The 20,434-nt window shown below is 51.2% G+C and carries 22 protein-coding genes; 8 read left to right on the forward strand and 14 right to left on the reverse strand.

The window, feature by feature from the left end; all coding sequences use genetic code 11:
* Positions 1–273 (forward strand): hypothetical protein (locus tag R3196_RS09155; protein WP_318936474.1); only part of this gene is annotated, 273 nt, incomplete at its 5' end.
* Positions 274–484: 211 nt separating this feature from the next.
* Positions 485–1,105 carry a hypothetical protein gene (locus R3196_RS09160; RefSeq protein WP_318936475.1) on the forward strand — a complete coding sequence of 207 codons (621 nt, stop codon included), beginning with the start codon at positions 485–487 and terminating at the stop codon, positions 1,103–1,105.
* Positions 1,106–2,035: 930 nt separating this feature from the next.
* On the opposite strand, the gene R3196_RS09165 is transcribed toward R3196_RS09160, so the two are convergent.
* The 5 genes from R3196_RS09165 to R3196_RS09185 all read right to left on the reverse strand — a co-directional run bounded on the left by R3196_RS09165 (position 2,036) and on the right by R3196_RS09185 (position 4,090).
* A complete protein-coding gene (locus R3196_RS09165) occupies positions 2,036–2,467 on the reverse strand; it encodes a type II toxin-antitoxin system YhaV family toxin (RefSeq protein WP_318936476.1) in 432 nt (143 codons plus the stop codon).
* Between the two features lie 2 nt (positions 2,468–2,469).
* Positions 2,470–2,799 carry a type II toxin-antitoxin system PrlF family antitoxin gene (locus tag R3196_RS09170; RefSeq protein ID WP_318936477.1) on the reverse strand — a complete coding sequence of 110 codons (330 nt, stop codon included), beginning with the start codon at positions 2,797–2,799 and terminating at the stop codon, positions 2,470–2,472.
* An 89-nt stretch (positions 2,800–2,888) separates the two neighbouring features.
* Positions 2,889–3,095: a helix-turn-helix transcriptional regulator gene (locus tag R3196_RS09175; protein ID WP_318936478.1), complete on the reverse strand. Its 207-nt coding sequence runs from the start codon at positions 3,093–3,095 to the stop codon at positions 2,889–2,891.
* Between the two features lie 18 nt (positions 3,096–3,113).
* Entirely contained in the window at positions 3,114–3,719 is a 606-nt protein-coding gene (locus R3196_RS09180) for a hypothetical protein (RefSeq protein WP_318936479.1), read from the reverse strand.
* A 92-nt stretch (positions 3,720–3,811) separates the two neighbouring features.
* Positions 3,812–4,090, reverse strand: coding sequence for a peptidylprolyl isomerase (locus R3196_RS09185; protein WP_318936480.1), 279 nt, complete (start codon positions 4,088–4,090; stop codon positions 3,812–3,814).
* 199 nt (positions 4,091–4,289) lie between these two features.
* Between R3196_RS09185 and R3196_RS09190 the strand changes: the two genes are divergently transcribed.
* From R3196_RS09190 to R3196_RS09200, 3 genes are read left to right on the forward strand one after another with little or no spacing between them, the layout of a single operon-like run.
* Positions 4,290–4,685 (forward strand): hypothetical protein, encoded by a 396-nt coding sequence (locus R3196_RS09190; protein ID WP_318936481.1) that lies wholly within the window; start codon positions 4,290–4,292, stop codon positions 4,683–4,685.
* Between the two features lie 3 nt (positions 4,686–4,688).
* Positions 4,689–5,018, forward strand: coding sequence for a helix-turn-helix transcriptional regulator (locus R3196_RS09195; protein ID WP_318936482.1), 330 nt, complete (start codon positions 4,689–4,691; stop codon positions 5,016–5,018).
* Positions 5,019–5,056: 38 nt separating this feature from the next.
* The gene (locus R3196_RS09200; RefSeq protein ID WP_318936483.1) at positions 5,057–6,055 is read left to right on the forward strand and encodes a phospholipase A; all 999 of its coding nucleotides are present in this window, start codon (positions 5,057–5,059) and stop codon (positions 6,053–6,055) included.
* 3 nt (positions 6,056–6,058) lie between these two features.
* Here R3196_RS09200 and R3196_RS09205 read toward each other — a convergent pair whose 3' ends face one another.
* The 4 genes from R3196_RS09205 to katG form a co-directional block, all read right to left on the reverse strand.
* Positions 6,059–6,706: a DsbA family protein gene (locus R3196_RS09205; protein WP_318936484.1), complete on the reverse strand. Its 648-nt coding sequence runs from the start codon at positions 6,704–6,706 to the stop codon at positions 6,059–6,061.
* Positions 6,703–7,143 carry a disulfide bond formation protein B gene (locus tag R3196_RS09210; RefSeq protein ID WP_318936485.1) on the reverse strand — a complete coding sequence of 147 codons (441 nt, stop codon included), beginning with the start codon at positions 7,141–7,143 and terminating at the stop codon, positions 6,703–6,705. The genes R3196_RS09205 and R3196_RS09210 overlap by 4 nt, the downstream gene beginning before the upstream one ends.
* A 35-nt stretch (positions 7,144–7,178) precedes the next feature.
* Positions 7,179–8,876, reverse strand: a complete 1,698-nt coding sequence (locus tag R3196_RS09215; RefSeq protein ID WP_318936486.1) for a serine hydrolase — start codon at positions 8,874–8,876, stop codon at positions 7,179–7,181.
* Between the two features lie 200 nt (positions 8,877–9,076).
* Entirely contained in the window at positions 9,077–11,275 is a 2,199-nt protein-coding gene (gene katG, locus R3196_RS09220; protein WP_318936487.1) for a catalase/peroxidase HPI, read from the reverse strand.
* A gap of 178 nt (positions 11,276–11,453) precedes the next feature.
* Here katG and R3196_RS09225 point away from each other — a divergent pair, with 178 nt between their 5' ends.
* Complete coding sequence (locus R3196_RS09225) at positions 11,454–13,781, forward strand: DUF748 domain-containing protein (protein WP_318936488.1); 2,328 nt, start codon at positions 11,454–11,456, stop codon at positions 13,779–13,781.
* Positions 13,782–13,849: 68 nt separating this feature from the next.
* Here R3196_RS09225 and dps read toward each other — a convergent pair whose 3' ends face one another.
* The 3 genes from dps to R3196_RS09240 all read right to left on the reverse strand — a co-directional run bounded on the left by dps (position 13,850) and on the right by R3196_RS09240 (position 16,254).
* A complete protein-coding gene (gene dps, locus R3196_RS09230; protein WP_318936489.1) occupies positions 13,850–14,374 on the reverse strand; it encodes a DNA starvation/stationary phase protection protein Dps in 525 nt (174 codons plus the stop codon).
* A 72-nt stretch (positions 14,375–14,446) separates the two neighbouring features.
* Positions 14,447–15,424, reverse strand: a complete 978-nt coding sequence (locus R3196_RS09235; RefSeq protein ID WP_318936490.1) for an L-threonylcarbamoyladenylate synthase — start codon at positions 15,422–15,424, stop codon at positions 14,447–14,449.
* On the reverse strand, positions 15,421–16,254 hold the full coding sequence (locus tag R3196_RS09240) for a DUF6671 family protein (RefSeq protein ID WP_318936491.1): 834 nt from the start codon (positions 16,252–16,254) through the stop codon (positions 15,421–15,423). Before R3196_RS09240 ends, R3196_RS09235 begins: the two co-directional genes overlap by 4 nt.
* A 225-nt stretch (positions 16,255–16,479) precedes the next feature.
* Between R3196_RS09240 and R3196_RS09245 the strand changes: the two genes are divergently transcribed.
* On the forward strand, positions 16,480–17,343 hold the full coding sequence (locus tag R3196_RS09245) for a retropepsin-like aspartic protease (RefSeq protein ID WP_318936492.1): 864 nt from the start codon (positions 16,480–16,482) through the stop codon (positions 17,341–17,343).
* Positions 17,344–18,043: 700 nt separating this feature from the next.
* Positions 18,044–18,382 carry a thioredoxin family protein gene (locus R3196_RS09250; protein ID WP_318936493.1) on the forward strand — a complete coding sequence of 113 codons (339 nt, stop codon included), beginning with the start codon at positions 18,044–18,046 and terminating at the stop codon, positions 18,380–18,382.
* A gap of 102 nt (positions 18,383–18,484) precedes the next feature.
* Here R3196_RS09250 and R3196_RS09255 read toward each other — a convergent pair whose 3' ends face one another.
* Positions 18,485–19,795 (reverse strand): type II toxin-antitoxin system HipA family toxin, encoded by a 1,311-nt coding sequence (locus R3196_RS09255; protein ID WP_318936494.1) that lies wholly within the window; start codon positions 19,793–19,795, stop codon positions 18,485–18,487.
* Positions 19,796–19,798: 3 nt separating this feature from the next.
* Entirely contained in the window at positions 19,799–20,053 is a 255-nt protein-coding gene (locus R3196_RS09260; RefSeq protein ID WP_318936495.1) for a helix-turn-helix domain-containing protein, read from the reverse strand.
* Between the last annotated feature and the right edge of the window lie 381 nt (positions 20,054–20,434).

Below are 20,434 nucleotides of genomic sequence, written 5' to 3' on the forward strand. Positions count from 1 at the left end.
CTGACTGCGTCAACAAATGAAATGGCTGGGGCGGCCCAGACTGAAGCTCTGACGGAAGCTCAGGCTCTATTCTTAAAAGAGCATGACCTATCTCTTAAGGATTTTGGAAGCCTGATCAATGCTTTAAGAGCTATTAGAGGACTAGGTCAATTGATAGAGAATCAAGCTGATTTTGAGAGTGCGGTAAATAAACTCAATGGGCGCAACTTCATATGCTGGCGGGCATTATGGGGGTTGCTGATGGAGGTCTTTGGCGAAGCCACCCACATTTGACTAGAATTTTTATTATAGAACGCTATCAAGATGGAATTGTTCAGACGTCTCTACTTTTTGCTAACGATCTTGGAAAAAATGCGGCAAGCCTTATCTATGTAGATCCAGGGATTGATGCTTTTAAGGCTACTTTGCCTCGTAACGTTAGGAGAGTTTTAGACACCTATGATAGATTTGAAAAACTGCGTGGTATTTTAGAAGAGGCCGAAAAATGATATATCAAAAACATCTAATTTTATTTCTCGCTTTTTATTTTAGTAGCGAAGTTTCGGCTATTCAGAGTGAAACGGCTTTGCCTAAGTTTCCTCAGAAGCAGTGTGCAGACACTTATATTGATGGCGTTACCTCCATTAGTCATTTAGGTCTAGAAGATCTACAAGTTAAACTTAAATGGGGCGCTGCAGAGAAAATTTTGGCCGGTACTGGCACCGCAACAAACCTTACCTTTATATGGTTTACCAAAGGAGCGTATCTAGATATTGGGCTAATAAAGGATGAGTCAGGCCTAGCGGTAACGCGGCTGTCTGCGCTGATGGAGCGAAAGCCAAAAGAAGTGTATCCAGCAGATTTTGAATTCGATGGATTCGTTTTCTTACGAGACTTTGACAAGTCCCGGGACATATATTACGCGCTCAATTTTACCAAGCGGGAGATTTATCTGGCGGGCTTTGATAAACGAGAAAAAAATGTGGTTAAAGAAAAGATTCTTATACTTCAACCTGAAGAAAAAAGAATAGCCTTCGTCGCGTATAGATATCCTGGTGATCAGATCGAATGGCTGTCTCGCGCCAATCTTTGTCCGATTAAAACGTTTGGTGAATTTGGCAAATAAGTAATCCTGAACGCAGGATTAATATTTCTTGGTGTCCTGTGAAACTGCTCCCAAAAGTGGATGCAATCAGTGACATCGAGAACAAGATTGACCGATATTATGTGACAGTAAATGATCGCGAAGTCGAGATTAAGGTTGTTCAGCGAAACGGGAAAGGCATCTTCGCACCGATCCTGATAAGAGCACATCAAACAATCTCGACAACCAGCCTAACTGTTAATACTTTACCTAGTTAGACACTCAAACTCTTGCGATATGTGAGGGCCTGCCTGCTTCAGTCTGGTACTGTCATCTGCCTAATGACTCAGAAAAACGGCGAGGCTAGTCTCCAGTACCGTTAACAGTTTCTTCGTCCTGTTTAATCTTTTGAAGAAGTATTAAAGCTGCATTTCAAGCTCTAGCTGCTAAAGAGGTAATATGCATGTAGTTGGGTGTTAAAAAAGTTCTTATTTTATGCACGGGGATTATCAGCCCAATATTGCTCGGAATCCTTATCGTCAGTCTTATTTCCGCCCTCTTCCCGAGGCTCCTTTCGACGTACGGGATTTACGGTGTGATGATAAATGTTGGTATTGGCGTCGCCATATTAGCTTACGCTGAAGGTAGAGCGCTGATGGACAGGTATGAACGACTATCTTTCAAATGGTTAATGATCGTGTCCTTTTTTGCTGCGCTTATCGCAGCCATCTTACTTCAGTCATGGATGTATATAGAATTAATGGATAGCCCTATGACGAGTTCATTCAACGGAGTTCTGATGCGGGTCGATGGAGAGCTGACAGCCCGCGGATGGATAAATCTTCTTGAGTTCACGCTTATAGTTCCGCTAATCGCATTAATGATAGCCGCAATATATGAGGTGATTCGAAAATTGCTCGTGCCGAGTCACTGAATGGCTTTGGCTTTATAACAGCGACAGGCCGGATGCCGTCATCGGAGGCACTCCTTCCAAACAGTTAATGCGAGCGGTTCATTAATTTCTATGAATAACTGCTGCTTAAAATGGGGGATTACAGTTTTATCGTCGTTGACCCAAGCGAGTAGGATAATCTTGCTTTCCTGGTGGTAACGGAAGAAGAGTCGGTACTGTTGGAAGAACTTGGCTCTAAACCAGTGTTTGTATTCTGGCCCTAGTGTTCTTCCTTGTCGAAACTCTGTACTCGTTGGATCTTGTGGAATGACCTCAAAAGCTAACTTTTTTATCGCGGCCAATCGCTTTGTAGCATTCTTCTTATGGTAGTTCTTCGGATCTTTCTTTTTTAGATTTTCTACTTCCCTGGTTAATATTTCTAGCTGCTCTAAAAATAATGGGTGGGCTAATATGCTCCACCCATTAACAACTAATGGCTTCGATTTAGGCAAAATTAATCATCCTTATCTGACAATGGAGCATCGAGATCAAGCTCTACATCAGAAACTAAGGATTGAATGCGGTTGACTAGATTCTCATCAACAGATTGTAGATGCTGGGGATTATTTTCAATATCATTCGCCAAGAAGCTCAAAAACTTACCGATAACAGGATCAGACTGTTCTTCAACTACTCGTGAAATAACTACGTCACCGTTATCCAGTACGGTGTAGTTGATTTTATCTCGTTTTTTTAAGTGCAAAGCTTTTCTTATAGTCTCTGGAACTGTGGTTTGATAGCGATCTGTCAAGGTTGACTCGCTTTGTATAATTGCATGGGTCATGATTGCCTCCAGTGCGACGCTATTAATATACGCCGCATGGTAATGCAATCGCATTGTCACTGTCAATGTGTGCTTTAACAGCTGAGTAGTCACCCATTCACATACTCCAGCAGATCCCCGGGCTGGCAGCCGAGCTCGCGGCAAATCGCTTCGAGCGTGCTGAACCGAATCGCTTTCACTTTGCCGGTTTTAAGCAACGACAAATTGGTCATCGATACCCCAACCCGTTCGGAGAGTTCGGTCAGCGACATTTTGCTTTTAGCAAGTTCCACGTCGAGATTAATCCGGATAGCCACAATCGCTCCTTCTTCGCATTACACCACTTCGACGGTCTGGTCGCCGGCCAGGAAATGAAAAGCTAACACCAGCATCAGGGCAGGGAAGAGCACAATATTGATCACGCCCAACACCACCGTAAGCTGCAGCAAGCCGGCAATCAGCGCGCCACAGGCAAAGAGTTTGAGTGCGGCTGGAAGTGTAGCGAACCGCGCTAATAAGCCGATCGAAAAGGCCAGCAGGGCAAAAGTGAACAGAAACAAGGTAACCACTGAAGCGATCAGCGTCACATCGATAATGGTCTCGCTGTGTTCGGTATATAGGCCCATGCCCAGCAGCAGATCGACAATCACCGAGCTATGAAACAGCGCCACGAAGAAAGCCATCACGATGAGCATGTTCGCTGGGAAGCCGCCATTTATTTGATCCCTGAAGTATTTACTGAGTGCCAGGTACACGCCAATTTCCAGTATGCCAATCACTACAAAGAGTAGATCCCAGGCATTGATTTCAAGAAAGTCGGCACGGAATGCCAGTTCCGCATCGCCGACGGCAAAGCCGAAGGTTGCAACCCAGTAGATGGGGAACAGAATGGCTAAAACTATCGCAGCAACGCCGGCATAGGGGTAAGGGTTGTCATTCATGGCTAATCTCCTTGTAGCAGTGACAAGAAGATTAGGGTAAAAATTTATGTTATGCAATTAAAAGTTTATGATAAACATAAATATCGAACTGTTTAACCGCGCGAAAGCGTCTTAATCAGGTGCCAGCCAAACTTGGTCTTCACCGGGCCATGCACCTCAAGTGTGGGCTTGCCGAACACCACTTTGTCGAAGGCGGGTACCATCTGGCCACGCCGGAACTCACCCAGGTCACCGCCTTTTTTGCCAGACGGGCACAGCGAATGCTTACGGGCGAGATCACCAAATTTAGCGCCTTTGCCAAGTTGCTGCTTTATCGCATCCGCTTCTTCGCGGGTTTGTACCAAAATATGTAGAGCTTGTGCGCGTGCCATAACTTGGCTCCAAAAGTTGTGGATTAGGAGGTATATAAAAGGATAAATCCAGTAGGGAACTATTATCGGACAGGCAATATGACAGTCAACTGTCGTATGACAGACTCAAAACTGACGTCACACAATTTTTCTGACACTGATAGCTTTATACCGCACCCAAACGGTGTACCCTTTGCAACAAGATAAAAAGGTAAATCACATGAAGCAATCACTGAGCGAAAAACTTAAACTGACGTTCTGTTATGAATTTGAGCACGCCGGGTACAACATTACCGCCAATGCCTCGGGCATTAACGGTAAAGAAGAGGTTCTGGTCGATGGCGAGTCGGTTTCGAAAAAACGTAGTCTGGGGTTGTCCAGTCGCCATGATTTCGTAGTGGATGGCACTGAGTACGAGCTACATTTTAAGGTTCGGGGGTTTATGCTGTCGCGGCTGGAATGTAGATTGGTGGCGAACGGCAATGAGGTAGCAACCAAAACGCACTCCGCATTTGCGAATAAGAAAATTACGCTACGTAATTTTATTCTCTTCTTCCTGGGTGGTATGGTCTTTGGTTATCTTGCTGCCACTATAGCGCTAGAGTTCATGGGGTAGGCTATGCAGATTGATGCAGCTAAAGCCATCGAGCTACGAAACAAACAGGGCTGGACACAACAGCATCTGGCGGACGCCTGCGCAGTGAGCTTGCGTACAATCCAAAGGGTGGAAAAAGACGGCATTGCCTCGCAGGAAACCGTCGCAGCCTTATGCAGCGTGTACGAGATTGACCGGCAAGTGATTGAGGCCAGCCCCAGTGTGCGGCCGACCAACAATACCGTGAATTCAGAGCGTCCGCCGAGCTGGCTAGACGCGCTGCCGATGTTGGTCACATTATTATTGGGCATGGCTATCGGCGCTGGGTTAACACTCTGGTTAACAAGCCGTTAAAATAGTACAGCGATTTTTGGTAGAGGACGTTCGCGCTTATGAAAAAATGGGTCTGGATGGTGACAGCAAGTGTCACCGCGATTACCGCCGCTAGTGTTCAGGCGCAAGAACTGTCGGACATGCAGCAATGCCTGCTGGATAAAATGACCGGGGCGAAAGCCAATACCACTGTGGCTGACGTTCGCTCTCAGTGTGAAGAACAGCTTCATGTTACTCCGGTAGAACCCGGTGCTTTAAGCAACCGGATAAAAGGCGAGCAGATCACCCAGTTTGACCCTTATGTTTTAACGCCTCATCGGCGGAACTACCTGTTGCCGGTTATTACCAGCAGCAATATCAACCGGTTACAGTATGCAGATATTGAAGGATACGAGCAAAGTCTGGAAAGCTATGAGGCGAAGTTTCAGGTCAGCTTTAAGGTGCCGTTCAACAAAGAGAGCCTGCTGTTCGAAAACGACCGGATGTTCTTCGGTTTGACCGTAGAGTCGTGGTGGCAGGTCTATTCCGATAATATTTCTAAGCCGTTCCGCGAAACCAACTACATGCCAGAATTGTTCTATGCTACCCCAACCAGCTGGCATCCTTTTGGTACCAACACCACGGTTCTTGTCGGAGCAGAGCATCTGTCGAACGGTCGCAGCCAGCCGCTGTCGCGCAGCTGGAACCGGTTTTACGCCCAGTTTATCGTTGAAAAAGGGCGCTTTGTTTTCTCGCTCAAGCCATGGCTACGGCTACAGGAAGACCAAAAGACCGATCCGCTGCAATCCAGTGGCGATGACAATCCGAATATTACCGATTACGTGGGCGACTATGAGTTCGCCACTGCCTACAACAGCGGCGGCTTCGAGTATACCTTCCGGATTCGCCATGCCGTCGAAACGGGCCGGGGCTCAGCAGAGCTCAACTGGACCTTCCCGCTCGGCGGTAAATTTATTGGCTACACCTCAATCTTCACCGGTTACGGCGAAAGCCTGATTGATTACAACCATAAACAGACCCGCTTTGGTATTGGTATCGCGTTAAACAATATTCTCTAATCGTTATTTGGCTCGGGCAAGCTCGCTTCGTACCAGTTGCAGCAGTTGGTCCGAACCAAAGCTGGGCAGCGGTTTGCCGTTGACGAAAAACGTGGGCGTGCCCCGCACATTCAGCGTTTTTATGTCTGCCATGTCGGTTTGCAGTACCGCATCAATCTCAGGCGAATACATGTCCTTGCGGGCCTGTTCAATATCCAGACCAGTTGAAGCGGCGGCTTCCCAGGCCGCAAGCACGGCAGGATCATCATGCCAGTCAGGCTGGGTAATCAGCACGGCTTCCAGCACCGGCTGGTAAAGATCCTGCTCACGCGCGGCTTCCAGCATCCGCGCGACTTCTTCTGACCCGCGATGAAACAGCGCGTAGCGTATCACCAGGCGCACATCGCCCTCATGCTCCGCAAGTATTTGCTTAACAAAGGGATAGAAAGCCCGGCACGCCTCACAGGAAGGGTCGAAGAACTCCACAATAGTGACCGGCGCATCGTCCGGACCAAAGGTTGGTGAGTGATCCCGTACGAGTATATTTTGCTCAGGCATCGGCTGCGCGGCCTGCGGCTCCGGTGAAGTCGAGCCCAACTGGAAATATGCAGCTACAGCGAATGCCGCAATCAGCAGCACGCTGACGCTCAGTACTAAAATACGTTTGTTCATGAGGGCAACCTTTGATTCTGACGAACGATAACAAGAAGAACAATAATACTGCTAAAAGCGATGAAAGCCAGCAGCGGTAATGGCAGACCACCCAGGATAGTCATGTTGTCACCCGCGCAGGACGGGCCGGTTGCGCTGCAGGGTACGATCGGTTCGGGGATCAGGCCAACATAGAGCAGGGTATGCCACAGCGCAATGAGCGCGCCGATTGCCGCCAGTGGCACCGCATACAGCCAGACCGCAAAATCCGAACGGTAGCAGGCAAGAGCGAGGATGACCGCTAAGGGGAACATAAAGGCGCGCTGAAACCAGCACAGTACACAGGGCGTCTGGCCCATCACTTCGCCGACAAAAAGCACGGCCAGGCTAGAGACCAATGCCACCAACCAGGCCGCCAGTAGCAGCCACCATGCGGTAGAAGTTTCTTTTGCGATCATGGGCATTTGTCTCCGGTTACAGGCTTACAGTTTTTTTATTGGGCGAAGATCTCACTGACTTTGCGAAACACCACAGATTTTTCGATCTGCGCTTTGTCGAGCGGGCTGCCCCACCAGAGGCCTTCACTATTAGCTAAGACTATCACTGTCAGGTTGCGTTCGGGAAACTTAAGGTAAGTAGCAGAAAAACCTATATCCGGATCCCAGCCGGCGTGCCAGATGATTTTTTCGCCGTTAACGTACTGGATATAACGGCCATAGGCATAAGGGATAGCTTTGCCGCTGGCGGTTTTGTACGGGGTCTCGGTATAGGACTTAAACTCAGGTGAGAGGATTTTTCCGGCATCCAAGGCCATATCAAATCGGGCAATATCCCCGGCAGTGGAGGTTATACCGGCCCCGCCGGCCATGTGCCGCTCGGGTTCACGTCGCATCACATAGTGGTTATCTTCAATGGCATAGCCGCGGGTGCGCCGGAAGAACACGTCTTTGCGGTTGTCGTCCCAGAGCCCGGCAATAGAGTTGGTCATGCCGGCAGGTTCGAAAATGTAGGTGGTAATGGCCTGGGCCAGTTCGTTGTGGCGTCCCTTGGCCTCTTCAATCGAGTTGCCCCGTTTAGCCTCCAGAAAGCGCGACAGGCGCGAGTAATAAATCGAGTTGTAAAAGAACTCGGTATCAACTTTGCCGTTTACCACGTGGTTTAGGGCATGCTTTAATTTGAACACCTGATCGCACTGCAGATTTTTGCCAAAAATAATCCCTGATCCGGCTAACCACTGGCAATACTCTTTGAACTCCGGCATGTCGCTGACGCGGTCATCAAGGCTCAGTTCGCCTTCTTCGACCAGCTTCAGAAATGTGGTGCCGACAAAGAATTTACTGACGGACGCGATCCAGAATGGCGTGTCATTGGTTACCGGAACCCGGCCTTCCAGATGCGATACCCCGTGGGCCTTTTCATAAACCAGCTGGCCATCTTTCACAACCGCCACGGAAAGCCCCGGAATGTATTTTTCCTTTTTAAACGCCAGCAGGAAATCTTCAAACTGCTGCGTCTGCGCCGTGATCTCAGACTTCGTGGCCGATGTTTGCGCCGCAGCCTGAGGATTGGCAAACAGAGCAGACAGGCCGACCAGGCATAGCACCGCAGCAGTACCCGGCAGCGATGGCTTTTTGATCTTTAAGAACGGAATGGCCAGCGGGTAATAGCAGGTATTGCTTTTCAGTACCGCGACAACATTGGCCAACATCACTAACACCGCATAGGGAATAACAGCGATGAAGAAAAAGAATCCGTAGCCCTGGATGGTAACCAGCGCAATCAAAGTAAACAGATAAACCAGCGCCATGGTGATTTGAAAATTAATCACAGCCCGGCCGTGGCGGTCATAAAGCGGGTTATCTTCGCGCTTATGAATCCAGATAAACAATGGCAGCAGAATATTCATCAAGGGAATAACGAAGCCGACGAAAGGCGCGCTGTGTAACAGCAGCAGCCATTTTTTCTGAATGCTCTCGTTGCGCGGATCATCCAGTTGCAGCAAATCATCAACTTCAACGTCGAGCGCCGCCGCCAGCATTTTAACCGTGCGTAAGTGAGGGGTCACTTCGCCTTTTTCCAGGCGCTGAATAGTCCGCACCGTCACCTGGGTTTTCTCAGCCAGCTGCTCCTGCGAAAGCCCTTTTAATTTGCGCTGGTAAACCAGCCGTTCTGATATCGCATTCTTTTCCATTGTTCTTCTCATCTTTGTCATTTGGTCTCAAAGTGAGCGATAAATTTAACAGCGAACGCCTGATCTTGTTACGACATTCAGATGTCATGTACCTGTCATTAGCCGCTATTTTGCGGGTTTCTTCAAGTATGAGGAGCTTTATGGGGAAGGGAAAGCAAAAAAAGCCCGCTGGCTGAAGTAACCGCCAGCGGGCTTTATCGTTAACGGTGTAAGTCGAAGCGGTCATTCTCCATGACCTTGACCCATCCTTTGACGAAGTGATTGATCATTTTATCTTCGCCACCGTTTGCTGCGAACTCCTCGGCGATGGCACGTAATTGCGAGTTCGAACCGTAGATCAGGTCGACGCGGGTCGCCGTCCACTTTTTCTCGCCGCTCGCACGCTTACGGCCTTCGAAGCGATCTTCATTGTCATCGATTGGCTCCCAGACGGTGCCCATATCGACCAGGTTCACGAAGAAGTTGTTGGTCAGCTGGCCGGGGCGATCCGTGAGGATGCCGTCCTTGTTATCGCCGGCGTTGGCGCCAATGGCGCGCATGCCGCCGAGCAGGGCGGTCATCTGCGGTACGCTCAGGTTGAGCAAAAAGGCGCGGTCGACCATCAGGTGCTCGGAAGGAATCGAAGTCGTCTGCTCCTGCATGTAGTTGCGGAACGCATCGTGTTTCGGCTCCAGGTAAGCGTGCGTATCGACTTCGGTCATATCCTGACTGGCGTCGGTGCGTCCCGGTGTGAACGGCACCTCGATATCATGGCCGGCGGCTTTGGCTGCCATTTCGACGCCAACGCTGCCAGCAAGCACGATGATATCTGCCAGCGAGATATTCGCGTCCGAATCATTTTTGATCTGCTCCAGACGGTCGATGACATTGGCCACGCCAGCTTTTTTGTTCACATCCCAGCTGGCCTGCGGCTTAAGACGTATCCGGGCGCCGTTGGCACCGCCACGGTGGTCGGTCTGCCGATAGGTACAGGCCGACGCCCAAGCGGTTCCCACCAGTTGTTTAGCGCTGAGGCCAGAGTCGGCGATCTGCTTCTTGAGCTTAGCAATCTGGTCATCGTTTACCAGCGGCCCTTCGTGTTCAGGCACCGGGTCCTGCCAGATCAACGTTTCTTTTGGCACTTGTGGGCCCAGATAGCGATCGCGCGGGCCCATGTCACGGTGGAGTAACTTGTACCAGGCGCGGGCAAACTCATCGGCGAGCACGTCCGGATTCTCATGGTACTCTTTCGATATCTCGAGGTAATCCGGGTCGGTGATCATGGCCATATCGGCCGTGGTCATTACCGGCGGGTTCTTTTTGCCCTTAACATGGGCATCTGGAACCCAGTAGCCGTCTTTCACTTCAACCGGCTCCCACTGATTCGCTCCGGCAGGTGATTTTTTCACTTCCCACTCGTGGGCGAAGATGGTCTCCAGGTAGGAGTTATCCCATTTGGTCGGAGTCGGGGTCCATGCGCCTTCAAGGCCCGAAGTGACCGTGTACTCGCCAAGCCCGGTCTCGTTCTTATTGGTCCAGCCGAAGCCCTGCTCGTGGATTTTTGCGGCTTCTGGTGCCTCACCAACGGCGTCGGCCTTACCGCGGCCGTGCATTTTACCGAAAGTGTGCCCGCCCACGGTGAGCGCCACGGTTTCGCGGTCGTTCATGCCCATGCGGGCGAAGGTTTCACGCACATCCTGGGCAGATTTCATCGCGTCAGGTATGCCATTAGGGCCTTCCGGGTTAACGTAAATCAAGCCCATCTGCACGGCGGCGAGCGGATTATCCAGCACCCGGTTGCCATCTTCGAAGCTGCCGGTGTAGCGCTCGTCGTTGGTCGCCAGCCACTCGGTTTCGGGGCCCCAGTAAATATCGTCCTCAGGTGCCCAAATGTCAGCCCGGCCGAAGCCAAAACCAAAGGTACGAAACCCCATGGTTTCAAGCGCACGGTTGCCGGCAAACACCATCAGGTCGGCCCAGGAAATTTTCTCGCCATATTTCTGTTTGATTGGCCACAGCAAGCGCCGGGCTTTATCGAGGTTGCCATTGTCGGGCCAGCTGTTCAGCGGCGCGAAACGTTGCGCGCCGGTACCGCCGCCACCGCGGCCATCAAGCGCGCGATAGGTGCCCGCCGCATGCCAGGACATCCGAATAAAGAACGGGCCATAGTGGCCCCAGTCGGCTGGCCACCAGTCCTTCGAGTCGGTCATTAATGCATCAACATCTGCCGTCAGCTCGTCGACATCAATTTCGGAGAACGCATCGGCATAGCTGAAGTCAGCGCCAAAAGGGTTCGAGTCGGGATGTTTCTGGTGCAATACATTCAGCGCGAGTTGGTCTGGCCACCAATGTTCGTTGCCTTGTAAACGAGGGGTTGTACGTGCTGCCCACTCCGGGCGTTTCGGTTTTGGATCTGACACCTTGATCTCCTTGATCTTGAGTTGATCGGTATTTTTTCTGGCATTTAAAGTCGTTACGTCACTCACTATAGTTGTAGATCAAAGTGGCTGCCAACTTGTTAACGGTATTGCTGTTTTTTGCTCTGCCCACATATACGTCTACACTATCTATAGTATTTATTTCAGTGAAGGCAAACTTATGCACAGCGGTTCACTCCAGCAGTTTGGTAGCTATTTGCGCACAAAATGGGTCTCGCCACGCCGTATCCGGTTCTGGCTATTGCTACTGCTCATCCTTTATACCGTGTTGGGCTTTTTGGGCCTGCCCTGGGCTATTCAGCACGTTGCAGAGACAACTGCGAAAGAGGATTATGGGCGCGAACTTCGCATTGAGTCAGTAAAAACGAATCCCTACACATTGACGCTTTCTGTTAGTGGCCTTGAACTTGACGATACCGACGGCCGACAGCTGCTGGGTTGGCATCGGTTATTCGTCGATCTTACCTGGGCCAGCATCACCAACAGAGCCTGGACCATCGAAAGCATCCGGCTCGAACAACCGCTGATTCAGGAGGAGCGCTTCGCCTCAGGCGAAACCCGCTGGTTGCGGCTGGCTGCAGATCGCCCTGTGGAACAGGCACCCAAGGAACCCGAACCGCTACCGGCATTGCGGATTAATCAGTTGCAAGTAAAGAAGGGTATTGTGCGCTTCGCCGACAACCTGCAGAACCCGACTGCCGATACACCGACGCAAGCGTCGCTGGCGCTGAACAGTGTTGAGCTGTCGGTGCAGGATTTTACGCTGGAAGAAGGCACGCACTTTCCGGTGACTTTGGAAGGGCAACTGGCAGAGGGTGGCCAGTTTTCGGTGGATGGCAAGCTGCAGGTGCTGCCGGCCCTGGTACTGGATGCCAGCGCCAATATCAGTGAGCTGGCGTTAGCGCAGGCTGAACCTTATCTGCGCCAGTTCATGGCTGTGCGGATCAATAACGGAACACTTACCCTGAATGGCCAGGTGCAAAGAAATACTGAGCAACCCTTTGCCTTCACGGGCGCTGCCGGCATTAATTCGCTAAATATCACGGAAAGTTCTGGTGACGAGTCACTTATCGGCTGGCAAAGCCTTGAGACCCAGCAACTTGAGTTAAGCCTGAAAGACAGGTTGATTGAGACCGATCCCATCACCGTGAAAGGCCTGTCCGGACGAGTCGTCATCCGTGAGGACAGAACAACCAACTTTGGGGAACTGATGCTTAATCGCCCGGCAGTTGCAGCTGAGGAAAAAGAGGGCGCGCCCTTTGATATCGCAATTGAGCGTATTGAATTGAGCGATGGCGGCCTGCAGTTTGCTGATAACTCGCTGCCGCTGCCGTTTTCGACCCGCATCCACTCATTAAGCGGCGAGATCTCTACGCTAAGCTCGACCTCGGCTGAGCCGGCTCAGGTGAAGCTGGAAGGCGAAGTAGCAGAGTATGGTCTGATGCAGGCAGATGGTAGGGTTCATGCCTGGAATCCGATGCGCAACACCAATGTGCACCTGAGATTCCGCAACCTCCAGGTGCCCGAATACTCGCCTTATACGGTTAACTTTGCCGGGCGCAAGATTGCCGGCGGCACCATGGATCTGGATCTTAACTACACCATCGACGAGAACCAGCTCGACGGACAAAACCAGCTATTACTTCATGACCTGAAGCTTGGCGAAAAGATGGCTTCGACCAACGCCATGGATCTGCCGTTGGAACTCGGTATAGCCCTGCTGCAGGACAGCGATGGTGTGATTGACCTGACGATACCGGTGACCGGCGATGTCGGCAACCCGCAGTTCGACTTCAGCGCGGTCATCAAGCAGGCTATCGGCAACGCCATCACCTCTGTTGTTACCGCACCGTTCAGTTTTCTGGCAGGCCTGGTTGGGGCCGAGTCAGAAGATCTGGGCCAGGTTGAGTTCCCTGCCGGCCGCACCGATCTGCTTCCGCCTCAGCGCCAGCGCATCGCCAAGCTGCGGGAAGCGCTTAATCAGCGGCCGAAGCTGGTACTGGAATTCGCTGGCCCCTTCAGCCAGGACTTCGATGGCCCGGTGCTGAAGCGGGAAAAAGCCATTGAAGCCCTTAGGCAACGCCTTGCAGAGGTCGATCGCGAGGTGGACGACCCCAGTCTGACGGCGGAATCGAACCAGGATATAGTCGAGGCCATGTTTAGCACGCATTATCCGGATACAGGGCTGGACCTGTTAAAGGATTATTTCACTGAAGAACCCCAAGAAGCTGGCGAAGAGGCGCAGTTTGATGCGCTGGCCTATCGCAATTATCTGGCCAAAGAGATTATTAATGCGCAATCGGTAACTGAGAATGAACTCAAAGCTATCGGCAACGCCCGCGCAGAAGCAGCGCGGGACGCCTTGGTTAAGCCTGTGGACGAAGAGGCCGGCATCGCCGCTGACCGCATACGCATTCTCGAGCCCCGGCAAGTCGATTCAGTAGAGGGCGCGCGGATTTCTATGGAGGTTGGCATTAGTGCGGGGTAATCCGGCAGTGGCCATAAAAAAGGGCTATCGCTTGCGGCGATAGCCCTCAATAACAAGCAGGTTGTTGCTCAGCTTTTCAGTTCACCTGCTGCGGATTCAAGGTGAGCGCGGACGAACCACTGGTATTGTTCAAGCTCTGCCAGTTGACCGGTTAGCATATCTTCTGAAACCGGATCCAGGTCGGCAAGCTTTTCCAGTGCTGCACGATGATCCGAATTCACGCCATCGTACACCTTATCAAGCGCGACCAGATGGTCTTTGACCAGGCCCCGGCCTACTGAATAGTCTTCCCAGCGACGGCGATCGACTATTGATTTAGGTGTTCCGAATGGCACGCCGCCAAGGGTCGCGATGCGTTCGGCGATGGTATCTGTCATTTCACGCACGGAATCGACCTGAGGGTCGAGCATCTCATGCACGCCGATAAAGTTCGGTCCAACAACGTTCCAGTGAATGTGTTTCAGTGTCAGTTGTAAATCAATGAGCGCCACCATTCTGTCGTCAAGCAACTTAATGGTTTCATCCGCGGCCTTATCTTTCAGGCCGGGCGCCGTAAATTCTGCAGTTTTCTTAGTTTGGTTCGCATGTGACATCAATAACCTCCCTAACGTTTTTGTCGTATTTAAATACGCTTCGTTAGCAAGTATAGATCACTCAGGCTTGTGTCAACTGAGGGTGGCCCGGCGCAGTCTGTCCCAGATGTCATCCCAGCCTTCCGCTTGCGGTGGCATCTCGATCCAGATTGCCCCGGCTTGGTGTTGGTCAGCCTGATAAAGCGAGGCGTAAAGTGCATGGCGATAGCCCGCCGCGTCAGCAGGCATAACGATGGCTTGAAGATCGTCTTGCTCTGCGGCCCATTGGCTGAGTTCGTCAGAAAAGTAAAGATGAACCAGGTCTGATCGCTTTCCGGCACTCATGATTTCATTGCGGGATTTAAGATACACAGGTGTTCGCGGGCGATAATGCACACGCTTATTACCCGGCACGTGCTCCTGATGGGATTCAGGAACGACCACGGGCACCGGGAACAGTGCCTCGAGCTCGCGTCGCTGCAGCGGTCCTGCCCGTAAAACCCTGACTTCATTGTCACTTATTCTGACGATGGTTGATTCGGTGCCTAACTGGCAACGACCGCCATCCAGAATGGCCGCAATTCGGCCACCAAGGGCTGCGCATACCTGCTGAGGGCTAGTGGGAGTGAGCTGCTGATATAGATTCGCCGATGGAGCGGCGACCGCTAACTGCCCGATATTCAGCAGGTTCATCAAGGCCGGATGCGATGGCATCCGCAGGCCGATGCTGTCTAAGCCGCCAGTCACCACCGGGTTGACCCATGGCTGTTTGCGCAGCACCACGGTCAGGGGACCAGGCCAGGCGGATTCAAGTACCGGATATAGCCAGGCTGGCGGACGCTGCGCCCAAAAATCCAGTTGATCTAAATCGCGGATATGGGTGATCAAAGGGTGGTTCTTAGGACGTCCTTTTGCCTCGAAGATCTTCTCGACCGCAGTAGGGTTGGTCGCGTCAGCCGCCAAACCATAAACGGTCTCAGTTGGTACCGCGACCAGCTCACCATGTTTTAGCCAATGAGCGGCGCGGGATAGGTCAGCGGGGCTGTCGGCGTTTAAGTATTCAGTTTTCATGGATTACATACCTGGCAATGCATAGGGTCAGCGTATTTTTCCGTGACAGGCTCTTCTAGCGTGAAACCACATCCGGAACAGGATTTAATCGTGCGGCTCGTCAGTTCAGTGGGCAGCCCGCAATGCTGACAGGGCAAGCCGCGGCGCACATCGGTCAGCCAGAAGTTCACCTCACCGCATTCAGGGCATAGCGATAGTAAGCGCTCACGTAGCTGAACAGCCGCAGCGGCTATGAATCGTTGGCGCTCCGGGCAGTTCATCGCGCGATAGTCCGGCTGAATTCGCAGGTGCTCGCCGAGAAAGGTCTCACCGTCCCACAGCTGATGCGCTTGCAGTAGCTCATAAATTGCGGACGCTGAGTGCAAACCTTTAAAAATCCCTTTGTCGGTATGTACCACCCAGGCCTGGCCCGGCGCGAACTGCGCTAGTTTACCCGTTAAGTCGGGCAAGTCGCTATCACTAAAATCCCGCAACGCGATCGCTCCGGCCGCAACGGCGGCCACGTAAACATCACGATGTGCATCGTAAAGTACCAGAATTTCCTGATCCCAGTTCATCAGCCCTGGCATCGGGCCGCCACCGAAGCTGCCCTCGCTGCCTAAACCTAGCCGCAGGCCTGTCAACTCGCAGGCAAGCGCCGCTTTGCGCTTAGTGCATTCCAACGGGCTGTCCTTGCGCTCGCGCTCACCGCTGAAGGTGCCGAATAAGTCCGTATCAAATGCCTCGGTAGCCACCACAGTGAAGCCCAGGCTTTCCAGCTCCGGCGCTATCCACTGCGCTTTGCCGTGCTTGGTTAACAGCGCAATTTGCTGGGGTTCGTAAGGAATCATTTGGGTTCTCTTTCCTGTGGTTCACGAGATATCCCGGCGGGACAGATCGCAAGTAACTTATGTGCTAAAGGATATCAAATAACCTGACGCCCGAGAATTGGGTATAAGCGATCTCAATGACTGAGTTAAAACCAGCTTATATTACTTGTATATAGACAGGGTTGACCGGGTGTTTACCATAAATTAGTATTCCTTAAACTTTGTTTTTACAGGAGCCTGCGTCCCATGCTATTTCGTTGCTTGGCCGGCTTGCTGTCCGGCGCTTTTTTTCTGTCTACTTCTGTTTTTGCCGATACCGCAGAGTCTACGCACATTCCAATCAGCTATCTTGAGGATAGAATTCTGGTACCCGTTGAGATCGCCGGCATTGGAGAGCGCTATTTTATTCTGGACACAGCCGCCGGTCAGTCGGTGATCTCTGCCGCTGTGCGCGCCAGCCTGGATCCTGCCCCCGAGGACATCGAGCAGCTCGAGATTCAGGGAGCGACAGGTGCGATAACGATGGAGGTGGTAACCCTGCAAGGACTTTCTCTGGGTGCTCTGGTTCAGGATGATGTGCGGGCCGTGGTCGCAGACCTTAGTGCTTTTCGCGAGTATGACGGTCGCCAGGTCGAGGGTATTTTGGGGGTCGATGTACTTTCGCGCTATGACATGGCTATAGATGTCCCCGGCGCGGCGGTGACCCTCTTCGAGACGCCGGCTTCGTACTCAGATTTGGGCGTTACCGAAGCAGGCATCGATTTTCATGCCGGGATACAGCCCGGCTTCGTCCAATTTGAGGTGATGTTAGAAGGCGAGCCCGTTGCCGCCGTGCTCGACAGCGCGGCTCGGGTCGGCACCCTAAACTGGCATGCCGCCAGTCTTGCCGGACTCTCGGTAGACAGTGAAGCTGTTAAGGTCAAAGATGGCGGGTCGCGCGGCATCGATGGACGGGGTGCCGAAAGCTACACCGCTTCGGTAAACAATATCTGTATCGGCGCGCGATGCTATCAGGCTATGGATGTCAAAATCGCGGATCTTCCTGTGTTTAGCGTGCTGGGGCATCGGCGAGGGACCTGCGATGCTGGTGGGCGCGGCGTTCATGGCTGATTGCCCCATGGTTATAGCCTACTCGACGGAAACATTGCACGTGTGTACCGACTGAATAGAACTTAGTGCTGCAGCGGATGTGGGGTCGGCAAAAAATAAGCCTAAAACCAGTCCGTTACCTTGCAAAAACGCGTTTTGCCTGCAAAAGCTCAATACTCTTTTGTATTAAAGCATAGGGGAGTGCTCACAGGTGATATGGTTTTTATCGCTTCATATCATTAGAGAGGATTGCTGCGTAGATACTTCCACCAACTGCCCGTCGTAATAAGTCAAGGTGAACACAATGATTATATTATCCGTCGCGGTAGTATAACTGGAAGCGCGGGTTGTCGCGCATGCTCCAACAGCGCATGGAGCTTCAGGAGCCCGATGAACTTCACTGCTGTGCGTAGAAGACTGGACGCCCTTTGAACATACCTCTGACTCACACGGCAAATGTGGTTGATCGGCTTGCACTTGAGACGCAAAAAGTAGGGCAATAGCCATTGTGTAGTTGCCCCCGCTTCAATACCCCACTTTGCAGTTAACGATACCGATTACACCCAAAGCCCACCGTCTTTACGCCTTGTACCCAAGGTCGCCATTACCGTTACTACTATCAAAATGGATCGGTGAATATAGAAGAGGTGTCATAATTTTCATGTGCACGCCATAGGCTATAATATGATCTATCAGCACAGGGATTACAGGAGTATATGGGATGACAACCAACGATATTGGTTCTGACTCTGAGTACACAGAAGAGTCAGTTACCTTTGAACAAGTCAGCGAGTTATCCGGTGACATTTTACTTGAGTTTGGTGCGCCCTGGTGTGGCCACTGTCAGGCAGCGAGTTCCGCAATAAAAGAAGCAGTAAGTGAACATGAGGGACTGCGCCATATAAAAATATATGACGGCAAGGGCAAACGACTGGGGCGTGCGTTTAAGGTAAAGCTCTGGCCGACGTTGATACTTCTGCAGGATGGTAAAGAAGTGGATCGCCTGGTGAGGCCATTAAGTGCTGAGGAGGTTCGCGAATTGCTTTCGAAAACCAACTAAAAGCTGCTGACTCGCTAAGGCGTCGGGCGCAGAAATGCCAAGTATGTCGCATCTGAGAGAATTCGAATCTCTGACCTCTGCAGCGCCGTCTACGCAGTACACCTACCGCGCAAGCCGCTGTGCATATCTGCGCATGCCATCGAAGATGGGATCAGCAATAAAGCCTGGGAACGTAGCGGGTAATTCACTGGCAACTTTTTGTATGATATCTTCCGTTCGCGCCGCCATCTCATCCAATATTCCATTCATGGAATCTTCACTGAAGCCGACTTCTTTTGCTGTCGCCAGAAAGTGCTCGCGACGAATCATACGACATTCGTACTTTCTTCCCCGACTACCTTTGAGGGACATGGCTAGCTTGAGATCTTTTTCGTGTAAGCCCTTTTTACTAATGGCAGGAAAAGCTGACAAGATGTCATAGAGCGGTGTGAGACGATATTGGCTTCCTCGCTCAATAAAAATTGAAAAGTTCTTCGCATGACCGTCGGTAGCACCCAGCAACCAAAATAAAACCTGTGCGCGCATAAACACATGGCGGTCTTCCATCGGATTCCCTGAGCCTAACAGTTCTTTCATGATTGCTGCGATTGTTGGGCCGCCATCGGCTTCATATTTTCTCGCTGGCGATGTACCTGTGACCTGGCAGAAGTCTTCTTGGGGAAGGCGCATAATCCATGAGTCATCTGCGCTGAGCTTGCGATCAAAGCGCTCCACGGCGAGTGCTTTCATACCGTCGGGTGTGATGATCTCGCAATTAGCCGCGTCAAATCCGTAGGCTTTGGCGATTTTTAAGCACAAATATTCATTTTCAACGCTGTGCTTCATGTCGATGACGCGGTCATGGGACTGAATTTCGCCAATGGGTAGCTTGATAATATAAGTTGTCGGCGTCGCGTTATGCGGTAAATGCCATTGTCCGTCGTGAAACAATAAGGCCGTTTTCTCTTGCGCCCCGGCAAGTGATATACGAAAGTCGCGTTCGTCCTGTAACATGCCTAGCGGGGTTTTAGATTGATATCCCCTCAGGATTTTGCCAACCTGCTTGTCACTGAGTGGGCTGGCTTCAATATGTTTAATATTGGGCCGTGGAGAGTGGTGGGGAACCAGCTGAATGGCACCAACGCAATCACGTCCGATTTGCGCCAGGATATCAAATGGCTCGGTCGAGTTAGCCTGAAAACGAGCGACAATCCGTTCACGAATTTCACGAGAGTCAGGAATAAGGTTATCAAAATAATTATAAACTTCTGGTCCGTCGTACCGGGTGCTTTGAAGTGGTAATGACATGGATATGCTGCGTCGTCCGGGGGATGCCAACCAGTTCTTGTCATAGGTGAACTGATTTGAACCGCTTCGCGTTCGGGTATATTCGCCAACCTTAATGCCGTTCATATAAACATCAAGCTTGTCCATGGGTTACCATCCTTCATTCCATTGAGAGGCATCGTCGTTGTGTACTTCGTTGCGAGTGGTTATATCAATTTTTAGGTTCAGAGCCGCCAGAATTTTGAAAACGGTTTCTAACTTACAAGTCTCCGGGTTATTTTCGAAGTTCGAAACGGTAGCAACACGGATGCCGACAAGCTCAGCAATATTTGCCTGAGTGAGACCCCGTTTATTTCGGTAGTCTTTTACTAATGTACTCAGTTGCTCGGGTCGGGTGATATTCATGATTCGATTGCTCCGAAATATTTCGTTTCATAGCGAGTCTGATGACTATACGCTACGGCGTAATATTTCGCAATATACGCTATAGCGCAAAAGCCGTCAATATACGCTTCGGCGCAAAAGCTATAATTTTACGCTACGGCGTAATTTGGGTTTCTTCAAGCTTTGATGTTAAGGCGAGCGACAGCGAAGCACGGCTCAATCATTTTGCGAAGTGGCGGTGCAGCTAAAGGTCAAGACTGAAGTAAAAAGCAGGGTAACGTAAATTTTGGTCCCAATTTGGACACAAAGAAAAAGTTAGTAAGTAAACACTTTCGCTGGAAAGCGCTAGATATGGCGCACCCGAGAGGATTCGAACCTCTGACCTCTGCCTCCGGAGGGCAG

The sequence above is a fragment of the Pseudidiomarina sp. genome, assembly GCF_033722695.1.
Taxonomy (GTDB): Bacteria; Pseudomonadota; Gammaproteobacteria; order Enterobacterales; family Alteromonadaceae; genus Pseudidiomarina.